Here is an 11411-nt window from a genome sequence, read left to right on the forward strand (position 1 = left end):
AGTGGCAAGGCTATGGATGGGCCATTGAGTTGTTAGCAAGGCTATCGGCCGCTGTTGTTCCTAATCGACCGCGCCCCAGAATGCCCCTAGTGTTCGGCTATCGATCCTTCGGCTGCCCAGACCGCTTGAGCTGCATGGGGTAGAGGATATAACAAGCTAACCCCGTTTGTAGCTCTTGAAGGGATCAGAACTTGCGCCTTCATGTGAAATCGGACCTTCTGCCGAAAATTCAGCCACTTCGAAGCGAGCGCGAGACAAAAGTCCCTTTGCCTCCGTGAAAGGCCATGTTGGGGAAGGCCTTGGGAGGTTTGTCGAAGGTCACTCCATGACGGAGATTGTTTTGTTGCTGCCGATTCGTCAAGTTGCCGCAGCGCCCAGCTTCGAGAGATGAGAATGGATGAGTATTTTAGAAACCGGTCGATAATTTTGTCCCAGCAGCTCGGCTTATCTCTCGCGACAGCTGGTTTGAGAAGGCGCTTCGTCTCGTCCTTTCAGGTGCCGTCATTGCCGTGGGGCTCTACTCATTAAACAGGGGCTACGAAGTGGCCTATAGCGACGGCGACCACCCTCTCCTTCGTCCGGACGGAAACGGCGATCTCTACTTTTTCGACATGGTCGGCGCTTTGGCTTGGATTATCTGCGTTCTCGGCAATCGGGTAAAGATTTGCTCATCGGCGTTCGCGATCTTTCTCAGTTGGTGGGCATACAAAGCAACCATCTTCTACTTGGAGAACCCCTACTATGTTATGGGCCAAGATGGCTGCCTTCCCTGCGGAGAAAGAGCCGCAGAGCTTCATGTGGGCAGCTGTGTCTTCGGTCTCACCGCAGTATTGATCGCTGCAATTTACCGCTCCAAGCAGACAAGCGTCTGGCGAATTGTTGCTGGAATGTCTGTCGCATTCGTTTGGTTCTTCTTACTCGTTGGATTTGCATGACGGTAGCAATTTTCGCCTGAGCCCAGGTTTTGTCCAGCGCTCTTGTCAATTCGAAGGTGGATTATGTCGAAAGCATTGGTGCTAAGTGGCGGCGGTCCACTCGCTGTTGCCTGGGAATGCGGTGTTCTCAGCGGGTTGGCACATTCAGGGCTTGCTTTGTCGGATGCCGATTTCATTCTCGGAACATCTGCTGGAGCAATAGTCGGCGCTCAGATCGCGTCGGGCGGTGACCCTCAAATGATGGCAAAAGCGATAATGGCAGAAGCCGAGAATGCTCCAGGCTTGAGCGCTGGATTTTCAAATCCACCGGAGGCGATTGCCAATCTGCCAGCACTCTTCGCAAAATCACAGTCCGGGGATAGTGGCCGTATCGAAGTTGGGGCATATGCCTTGGCTGCGTCGACTGCGGACAGCCCGAGAGCATATATTGAACGGATGAGTTCGATTATCGGTCTCGACGCTTGGCCAGAAAAAATGGGAGTTGTCGTGGTCGACACCGCCGACGGGAAAGCTCGGGTGTTGCGTCACGACTGCGGGGCCAAAATCGGAACCGGCGTAGCCGCAAGTTGTTGCCTGCCAGGTCTCCATCCACCTGTTTTCATTGCTGGAAGGCACTACATGGATGGCGGCATGCGGTCTGCCGCCAACGTCGATCTCGTTGGTCAGTTCGACGTCATCCTAGTTCTCAGCTTCAATCCACCCGGTCCCGTCGGACAGCGAATGATATCTCGCTTGACGACTCAGGCTGAACAACTCACCGCGTTAGGTACGAACGTTTTGGTCATCAATCCGGATGAGACGTGCCTCGAATCGATCGGACTGAATACGATGGACTTCGGTCGACGTCCCGAAGTATTGAAGCGGGCGATAACACAAGCAACGGAGATTGCAGATCGCGTCGCCAACTTTTGGCATTCTCAATAATCTTTCACCGAGTTTATCAGTCTGGCAGAACAACCGACGGCTCGCTCCGCAGCTATGCGGAACCCGGTGGCGAGACGGATCATGGCGGCAGCCAGTCCGGAAGCGGCGGAAATGGTGCACTCGCTAACACTCAATTAACAATGAAGTTTGGCACGCTTTCAAATAGAGATATTTATAAAACCAAGAATTGCAATTCCTGCGGCGATATTTTATATAAGGAAATGTGAATTTGCTCATTTGGGAGACAATCATGGTCGATCGCATAATAGCAGGCACAATCAACTCAGATGGGAGCGTAAAATACGGCAGCGGCTTTAGTGTCAGCAGACCGAGCGAAGGCCACTTCATGATTTCGTTTCGACCCGCTTTCAGCCAGATCAATGGTGCGTCGGCAACTGAAATTTACGATGGCGACACGCGTGACAACGCTGTGATTATTTCGCTCAGCACCACCGATCTTTACGTCAAGGTAGGAGATAGCCACGGCGACGCGAAAAATCGGGATTTTACCTTCATCGCCTCCGGGATTGGTGAGGTTACTGCCGCAAAAACAAGCTGATTGAGCATTGGCCCAAGCCATAGCTCGTGAAAATTACACGCGTTCCTAGGATACAAAAAGTGACAGGCATATTTTTACGCACCTGTTTTGACGCCTAGCCGGCAGTCAAAGTGCGGGCAAACTGTCCTTTTTATCTGCGCATACCTGAAACCAATCGAACATGAAGTTAAGCCGGCGGATCTTGTCCAAAGGCTTCATTGCGTGCGGATCGGGAACCGTAGCCGGGCACTCTCCCGGCAACGGACCCTCTCCGGTGCACGTGCGAGCAAAACTGCGCGGAGAGGCGATCACTCAATGCGCCTCAATATCTTTAAGCTCTACGATATCATCGTAGAGAAATTACATGCTATGCGCGTATTTTTGTACCGCTTATGATTATGATCTGAAACCTTCGCGTGGCAGTCGCCGTGCCTCTCGCACGGCCATGTTCACTTAGATCATCCTGAAAGGTAAGCAATTCCCATGTCCAGGAATCCCGTCAACTCCACAGCCCCTTTTCAGCCAGAAGCACTCGACGGCCAAATCGGCGGAGCTGGCGCCGGTACCGTCAACAAGTTTCGTGGCGATATCATGGTTCCACTCGCCATTTCGGACATGCCCGGATTGAATGACATATCGATCAAGCTGATGGCGGCATGCGCCAGCAACATATTCCGAACAGCTAAACGTGATAATGCCCAAGCACCGACGTCAATCCTGGGGCTCGGCTGGTCGCTGCCCCGAGAGCGCATCGTCGTAATGGGGAAGCGATCGCTTGGCATCGACAGCGGGACTTACGCGATTGAAAACAACGGCACCCTCTTCACGCTTGCTTTGCTTGCCAGCCAGCTCGACACATACATCTTCGCAACAGACAGCCTGCCGCTTTGGCAGTTTATCTACGACCCGGCGGTAGAGAGCTGGACAGTGCGACTGCCGGACGGCAGCCGGCGCATTTATGGTGGACATGCGACCGAGGGAAATTGCGAATTCGGTCTCGCCTGGGACGGATGGATCGGAGCCAGCACGGCACCAAATGGGATCTCCTATGTCGTCGCCTGGAACCTGGCGCGCGTGGAGAACGCTTGGGGTGTTGGATTGTCTTATGTCTACCAGGTCGACACTCTCCTCGTCGGGACGAACCTTTCCTATACTCGAGCCACCTATCTTGCGACAGTCACGGACGATCTCGGCCAGGGCGTCGAGCTGTCTTACTTGGACAAGGAGGGTTTCGAGTGGCAATGCCCTCATCTCTATGAGGGCGAACCGAACACCGCCTACCAGGATCGATATGAAACCAAATATCTCGATCGGGTCATCGAGTACAGCAACTGGCAATCCAGGACGGCCATTCGCGTCGTTTCCTTTGGCTACGACTTTTGCAATCTGGTCGATCCGGCTGAGAACAAGTACACCAAACGTCTTATGACGTCAGTCGAGTCTTCGCTGAACGGGATCGCGAAAGAGCCGGCTACGAAATTTTCCTACAATGTGGATGCTGGCGCACCTGCCCCCGGAGCGCTGAGCGCTACACTGACGCCCGCTGGCTCGAACACGGCTTATTCGTATAAAACGATCTCGTTGAACGCCGAAAGCAATCCGCTCTTCAACAAGTCGCTGACAATTGAGCCTCCCGCCGGCTCGAAGGGTGCCCGGCCCTACCTGTTGCCCTCGGAAGCCTTTCTGGCGGTAACCTGGCTCAATAGCACGAGCGGATCGGCGGCGATCCAGATCTACAGCTTCGGAGGCGCATGGAGCAAGCCATGGTCGCCGCCGTCGCCGATCACCGGCGCGTTTGACGCCGAAGGCATCGTTTACGCCCAGACCTCAACGATGATCGCCTTGTTCCTGCCGCCGCTTTCCGGGGCGGCGGGCAATAATGCGTATTTGCTGCTGTTTAGACGTGATCCGTACCAGCAAAACGTCTGGCATATGGAGAAGCGAACCATTTCGCTGACGACGAAAGTCACTTCGGTTCGGGCGAGCCTCGTCGGCGGAGAGGACTTCTTTGCGCTGTCCCTTGTGGGTCAGGGTCGGTTTCAGATTTTCAGCTATGAACCCACAACTCAATCCTGGAGTGATACCCTCTTCACGCTCGCCGCGCCGAACGTCATCGTCGGGACAGATGGAATTCGCGTTCTCGTTGGCGCGATTTCCAATGCTGGCAGTCTCTCGATTTCCCTCTATTCACGAGGCATTGACAGATCCTGGTCGCTGACGGGAACGCCGATCAGCAGAAATGGGGTCCAATGGAACGAAAATTACGTCGGCAGTTTGCTGAATTGTGGGCCTAATTTTGGAGCGGTGACCTACGTCGATGCTGCCGGCGGTCAACTGCTGCTTTTGAAATGGAATGCAGAAGGCAAGTTCGCTGGAACCTACGGCGCCCCAGCCGAGACGGCGCACACCTATGTCTCGGAAACAATCGTGATCAACGGTCCGCGCGTATTCCGCTACGACGCAGGCGCCTGGAGGCCCTTTACGTTCACCGACGACCCCAACGCGTCTTATGTCATCGGCGATGACTTTGCGGTTCGAACGCTTCCTGTTGGATCACCAGCCGTAGCGATGATCCGATATGCTCCGACCACCGGAAGCTGGGTGTCGGAGCAACTGGTGGAGGCCAATGCCATCCTTTATAGGCCCACGCTTGCAGGCAACATCATGACCTGTGGCACGAAAGTCTATCGGCGACAGGCAGATGAAAGTTGGAGCCCAATCGCTGACCTTTCAATCTCGGGCGATCCTCAATCATTAGTCAATCGCGGCTCCTATATCGCCTACACGGAAACGCTTGCCGCCGGGGCCAAGCGGGTTGTGGTGCTGTTGCTGGGTGACGCCCGAAAGGTCGACATCGCCTATTTCGATGGGCAGGTATTTGGAGGCGACGTCGCTTGGTTCACTGCCCCAGCTTGCGCAAGCCAGCGCGCCTTCGTGACCTTTCCGAAAGGTTCCAATCCGGTGGCGCCAGCCTCGCTGGTACTTCATCGAATTCTGAACAACAGCTTGTCAGATGCACAGACCGACGACGTCATTGGCTCACTTGCAGTCGATGATGGCTTCCAAACAACGAGATCGGATTATGATTATGACACTGTGTCGGCATTGTTCGATCCAACAGGTCAGGTGGTTCAGTATCCAACGGTTCAAGAGCGTCTGATCGACTCCGCCGGCTTTGCCACGGGAGGAAGAATAGAAACACACTACTACAACGGGTTACCGATCGCAGACGATCCGGAACTGGACGCATTCCACTCTCTCGTCGCCGGCCGGGAATATGATACGAGCGTCTACACAGTCGAAGACCTGCGGCTTTTCCAAAGAAAGATCGAATGGCAAGGTTTGCGCCTGGAGCATGGTGCCGCCTCCAAAGTGGACCTTCTTCTTCCAGCCGCCATGCCTGTCATTCGAGCGACCACCACGATCGACGGTCTTTTGCAGATCTTCACCGTGGACGTCGAAGCCGGCGCATCGTTCGACGACGGCTTGATCCCTCTATCCGTCTTCGATGAGTTCGAGGCAGCGGGTCTACCCCTGCGCCCAGATGCGACGGTCGCCCCGGTGGTTCAGAGCGTCTCCTGGTTCATCAACTCGGATGATCGTCAATTTGCAGCTAGATTTACTCCGTCCGGTCTGATCGAGCTCACAAGCGAACTTGGCCGCCGCAAGGAACAGTCCTACGATCCGCAAACAGGTTCGATGGTTACACAGTCAACCGTAAACCGTGAGGGGGATGGTACGCTTTCGACAATCACGGCGCAGCTGACGTATGCCTGGACCTTGGCGGAATACATTGACATGAAAGCCGCGCGGCAGCTTGGTGCTGTCGCGGAAACACGGCTGACCAATGTCACGCAGACGACCACCATCGCATCCAGCGTCACAACATGGACGAATGCGTGGGAACACGCAAACGCACCCTTCGATAACCTCGCCGAGTATGCCTGGAACGGACCGGGCGCACTGGCGCCGGCCTTTGATTTTTCGAACCCCGACGCAAATGCGGAATGGGTTCGCAATAACGAGGTGGTCAGTCGCGCGCCGACTGGTATCGCGCTTCAATGGCATAATGCGCTTGGCGTGCCCTCCTGCCAGATCCTCGACAGTCGCAATGTGCGTACCATCGCGAATTTCCAAAACGCCAGCACCGGGCTGACCCGACAGGGCTTCACGAGCCAACCGGAATGCGCGTACATAGGTTTTGAGACCTATGAGGCGTCAACACCCTGGTCGACGACAAACGGCTCGCTTCTCAGTGACCTCATCACGACGGACAAAGCGCATAGCGGACGTGCGTCGTTAAGCCTCTCATCGGCGGCCCAGGCGCCCGGCATCAAGGCGCGATTTGCCCTTAGAGAAGGCATGGCCCGCATCGCTCTCAACCTGTGGATATGGAACGAAGCAGATTCGATCCCAGGGGGCGGTATTGCCATATCCTTCAGCGATAGTACACAGCGTTACGATATCGCCTTTGAGCCCGCCTTCGGAAATTGGATCAGGCTTCAGCGAGCCTTGACGGTTCCCCTCGACGCAACGGAAATGCTTGTCGAGATCGTAAACGCTGGCGCATCCACGAGCGAGTTTATCGACGATATTACGATCTTCCCCTTGCCAGGCGGCGCGAGCGCGACGGTCTACGATGTGGACACGCTACTTGTTACGTCGCAGATCGACGACAATGGCGCGACGACGCGATCCTATTTTGACGAAGGCTATCATGCGCTCGCCTCCACCAACGCAGACGGCAAGATTATCGCTCTCGCCAGCGGTGGATTTTCGCGTCAACGAGGCGGAAACGAAAGCTTCGATACTGCGGCCCCAAACTGCTCGCTCAATATCCAGTCGCCTGCCGGTGGCTCGTTTGAAAGCTTCACAGACGAGAAGTGGCGAGCCAACTGGACACCCAGCCCCGTAAATGCGTGGCAGGTCCAATCGGCGACCGTTCTGTCCAATCAGCTTACGGTCATAGAGGCCGGCACGGTCCGGTTAATCACCACGGGGACCTTCGCCGACGAAGGTGTCGCATGCCGGATGCGCATTACGCCACCGGGCCAAGGATGGCGCGACGCCATCACTGTCCGCATCGCTGATGTGGGTACAATTGAATGGTCGCCGACGAAGGGAGCGTGGCGTATTCTGGACACCCAAGGAACAGAAAAGGCGCGCGTTGCGCAACCTGAACTGGCGGCGTCGGAGTGGATAATCGCGCGCTATGGCAAGACCCTCGCTCTCTTCGTTGACGGGAGGCCCACGATCAGCGCAGCCGTAGATGGCACGGCCGGGCAACTCTCCATGGAAACGACGGCAGCCGTCGGCTTGAGTATTTCCGGTCTTACATTGCTTCCAAAGCCTCAAATCGCTCTCGACTTCCTGGATGCTCTCTCAATGCCCTTCCAGAGTCAGATCTTCGACGAAGAAGGGATGATAGCGTCGGCGACCTTGAAGGATCGGCTCGGTCGCTCGGTCATCACGACCAAGGCTGCTCGGTATGAGGACGGCGCGCCTGGCGTTCGCAAAGAGCTCATCTCCTCATTTGATTGGTCGACGGGAGTTATAAGCGGCGACATCGCCGATTACTACTCCGGCAAAGACGGTCGTTCGAATGACGAGGGATATCCTTACAAACGCGTGCTGCTCGAAATGGCCCCGATTGATCGCCAGCGCGCAATTGGCAGTCCCGGCAAAGTGCATGCGATCTACCCTGGCGGGAAGCACTTCACTGAAACACCGACGATTACCAACGTTACCGGTGATATGGCACTAGGGGTGACATCGGGACTGTTTTGCGGCACCGAGATCCGCGATGCGGACGGCGCGCGCACCCGTACCTTCACCGATGACCGCTTTTCGGAATTGCGGCGACGGTTTCTTGCGCCGCCACGCTATGGCTCATTTGAACGACTGAGCGCACGCACGTTCGATGCACGTGGGCAACTGACGACCATGCTGCCTCCTATGGTCTTCTCTACAGGTAACGAGAGTTACGCGCAGAGGCGAAAATCCGATCCGCTCGGCAATATCCTGCAAACCTATTCGTCGGATTGCGGAGAGACCAAAGTCATTTACGACAAGATCGGCCGACCACGCTTCACGCTGATTGCCGACGGGATGGGCAAGGGCGCCGGTGGCACCGATCGAATAGTCTATCTCCGATATGATCCATTGGGGCGAATTTTTGAATCCGGAACGATCGATCACACGTGGGATCCGACCGTATTGGCGCCGCTCGCCAACACGGATTGGCCGACGGAGGGAAAGTGGGAGGCAAAGCTTGTCTGGGACTGCCTTGATGCAGGCGATGTCACCGATCCCGCCAACGGCATCGGACGGACAGTGGCATTTCGGCGCAGCCAACTTGAAGCCAACAGCTCATGGATCCAACAGAACAGTTATGACGACGCCGGCAATCTCGTCGAAATCACGCAGAGGGACGTGCAAGGAGCTCGAGTTCAACACTATGAAGTCGACGCCGTCGGGCAGATCACGTCTCTTTCTTTCGATCCGGCGAGCCAGCCGACGTCGGTCTTTTATCAGCGGGATCTCCAAGGACGTGTAACAAAGATCGGTTCTGAGACCGACCCAGTGCGGTGGGCACGCTACCGTTATACGGCGGATGGTTTGCCACAGGAGGAAATTCTCAACCCGTCTGGAACAGCACCTGTCACGCGCCGGTTCCAATACAATTCGCTGGATTTGCTGATCGAAACCCACAGCGAAGTCTTCAACGAAGCACTGAGCTATTGGGAAACGCCAGGCGCGGACGGCGCCACGTACTATCAGGGTCAGATCGCGAAGGCAGTGTTTTCGCCAGGCCCGGCCGCTCGCTCCGCCGGACTTGTCGTTGACGATTGGGAAAACGCCTACGATGCCGCTGGCAATATCTCCGCGGTCGTCAACGCCGACGGTGCGCTTCGCTCGATCGGCGGCGTTGAAGCGACGATGAAGTACGATGCCAACGACAACATGCTTTGGGTCGTCGATCGTGGAATAGATCGCAGCTTCACGATCAAGGATGGAACCAACCAGCTCGTCGGCATGACGACGCCGGACCAAGAGGAAATCTATACCTATAGCGCGGGCGGCAACCTTGTCTCGGCCTCAGGCCGTACATTGGATAGCCTTTCGTACAATCTCGTAAACGGCTTGATCTCGTCCGGTGTGATGGCGGATGGCTCGAGCTTTGAGATTGGCTACGGCGAAGGCGACGAGCGCATCGAGCTGACGCGGCTTTCCACGGCAGGCGAACCCGCGTCGAAAACATCTTATTTGCATGACGAGAGCGGCAATATCCTCGCGGAAGCGGAGGAAAATGGCGGCTCGATGACATACATCCCCGGACCGTTCGGTTTCGTCGCCGTGATCGATGAGAATCTCTCGACTGGCTTTATTATTCGTGACCGCCAGAATTCGACGCGGCTCGTCCTGGCGGAGGACGGGACCATCCTGGCTGGATACGCCTATGATCCCTTTGGCAGCATGTCGCAGACACCTATTGGCCCTTGGGCGGATAATGTCCGCTTCCTGTTCATCGGCCAGGAATATGATGCGCGAACAGGACTGTATAACCTCAACGCGCGACTCTACGATCCTGTAACCCGACGGTTCCTCTCCCCCGACCCGTTGCGTTCCACATCCAGCCCTTACCCTTATGTCTCGAATATTCCGTTTCAGGCAAGCGACCCTAGCGGACTGCTTGCATTCCTGGCCGCGCTTGCAATTGGCGCCATCGTCGGCGCGATCATTGGTGGTGGGGTGAGCGCAATTACATACGCAGCTCAAAACGATTGGCAGATCAAGGATTGGGGTGAGTTTTGGAAGGAAGTCGGCATCGGCGCTGCGGTCGGCTTCGTGACGGGGGCCGCGGCAGTGGCGACGGGAGGCGGTGCCACCGCGGGATTGGTGAGTGCCGCGGCGCGAGTCGGCGGCAGGGTCGCCACCTTCGCGGCGACAACGGCGGGCCGTGTTGCGATCGGCACGGCGAGCGGCGCGATCTCGGGGGCGGTTTCAGGCGCTACGGGGCAAGTAGTCGAGAATGCGATCCGCGGCGAGAAAGGGACTGACCTGCTCAAGAACGTCGGCTGGGCGACCCTGACGGGAGCTGGCACTGGAGCAATCCTCGGCGGCCTTACGTCGGCCTTTTATTTCCCCGGAGCACGGGGACCACGCATCAACGCTGCGGCCGACGGAGACGCTTACGCCAATCGTGTTCTCAATGCCGGAAATCTGCTGAAAAATCCGAGAGCACCGGTTGCCCCAGTGCCGGTCCAGACAAACTCCTACATCACCTGGCGCGATCTGATGACGCTTGCGCCGCGGGGAACTCCGAACACCTTCACGTCTAACAACATGTTCGGTCTGAAATTCAGGTCGAGCAATGTACCTCGAACCGTTGGAGCGGGTCCCGAAACGCATTTCGAGGTACGCTTCCACAGTCACCAGCCCGGTCTGGGCGCGGGTATGCGAGGGGGACGCTATTGGACGGCGAAAATAGGTTACGGCACCAGCAATAATCAGTTGAACGCCGGGCGGAACCTCCTGCACGAGGGGGGCGCCTTTTATAACGTAAACAGCAACAATCTCCCAGAGACACACCTGCGATTTCGCTTCTGGTCCTGGACATAAGCTCAAGGTATGCACGAATGACTGCTTATGGGTTCCCGCGATCGCACCCGTGGGCGACAACAATTGGAGAGAAAAGCAGTCGGCCTGCGCTGGACGACACCGTAAACTTAACGTCGGTTAGGCGACGGGGTGCCTCCCTGCTCGACCTGCCGATTATATGCGAGCGATCTCCGCCCACATGTTCATGGCAACGGCGCGTAGTTCGCGATGGTGGCCGGCGGAAATGTCGTGTCGTGGGATGTGGAAGAGGTTGGCAATCGGATCTTGAATGGAGACGAAGCGCTGCAACTGTCGCCGTGACTTGAAACGCTTCATGATCCGCTCTCGCTGTCGCACTGGCTGATGGGAATTCTCCGCCCGGTTGTTGAGACCCTTGTGGGATCGATGCTCGA

The 11411-nt window shown here is 56.4% G+C and carries 5 protein-coding genes; 4 read left to right on the forward strand and 1 reads right to left on the reverse strand.

Annotation, left to right across the window (positions count from 1 at the left end):
• The first annotated feature begins 542 nt into the window (after nt 1-542).
• The 4 genes from PH552_RS30560 (at nt 543) to PH552_RS30575 (ending at nt 11019) form a co-directional block, all read left to right on the forward strand.
• Nucleotides 543-935 (forward strand): hypothetical protein, encoded by a 393-nt coding sequence (locus PH552_RS30560; RefSeq protein WP_162736992.1) that lies wholly within the window; start codon nt 543-545, stop codon nt 933-935.
• 63 nt (nt 936-998) lie between these two features.
• Nucleotides 999-1859: a patatin-like phospholipase family protein gene (locus PH552_RS30565; protein WP_113250226.1), complete on the forward strand. Its 861-nt coding sequence runs from the start codon at nt 999-1001 to the stop codon at nt 1857-1859.
• Between the two features lie 250 nt (nt 1860-2109).
• The gene (locus tag PH552_RS30570) at nt 2110-2418 is read left to right on the forward strand and encodes a hypothetical protein (RefSeq protein WP_162736993.1); all 309 of its coding nucleotides are present in this window, start codon (nt 2110-2112) and stop codon (nt 2416-2418) included.
• 462 nt (nt 2419-2880) lie between these two features.
• Nucleotides 2881-11019, forward strand: coding sequence for an RHS repeat domain-containing protein (locus PH552_RS30575; protein WP_285166526.1), 8139 nt, complete (start codon nt 2881-2883; stop codon nt 11017-11019).
• A 153-nt stretch (nt 11020-11172) separates the two neighbouring features.
• Here the strand turns inward: PH552_RS30575 and PH552_RS30580 are convergent.
• Nucleotides 11173-11411 (reverse strand): DDE-type integrase/transposase/recombinase (locus tag PH552_RS30580; RefSeq protein WP_285166528.1); only part of this gene is annotated, 239 nt, incomplete at its 5' end.

The sequence above is a fragment of the Rhizobium aureum genome (assembly GCF_030182495.1).
Taxonomy (GTDB): domain Bacteria; phylum Pseudomonadota; class Alphaproteobacteria; order Rhizobiales; family Rhizobiaceae; genus Rhizobium; species Rhizobium tropici_C.

Coding starts and splice junctions, on each gene's coding strand:
- PH552_RS30565 (WP_113250226.1), top strand. CDS start 999: ATGTCGAAAGCATTGGTGCTAAGTGGCGGCGGTCCACTCGCTGTTGCC.
- PH552_RS30570 (WP_162736993.1), top strand. CDS start 2,110: ATGGTCGATCGCATAATAGCAGGCACAATCAACTCAGATGGGAGCGTA.
- PH552_RS30575 (WP_285166526.1), top strand. CDS start 2,881: ATGTCCAGGAATCCCGTCAACTCCACAGCCCCTTTTCAGCCAGAAGCA.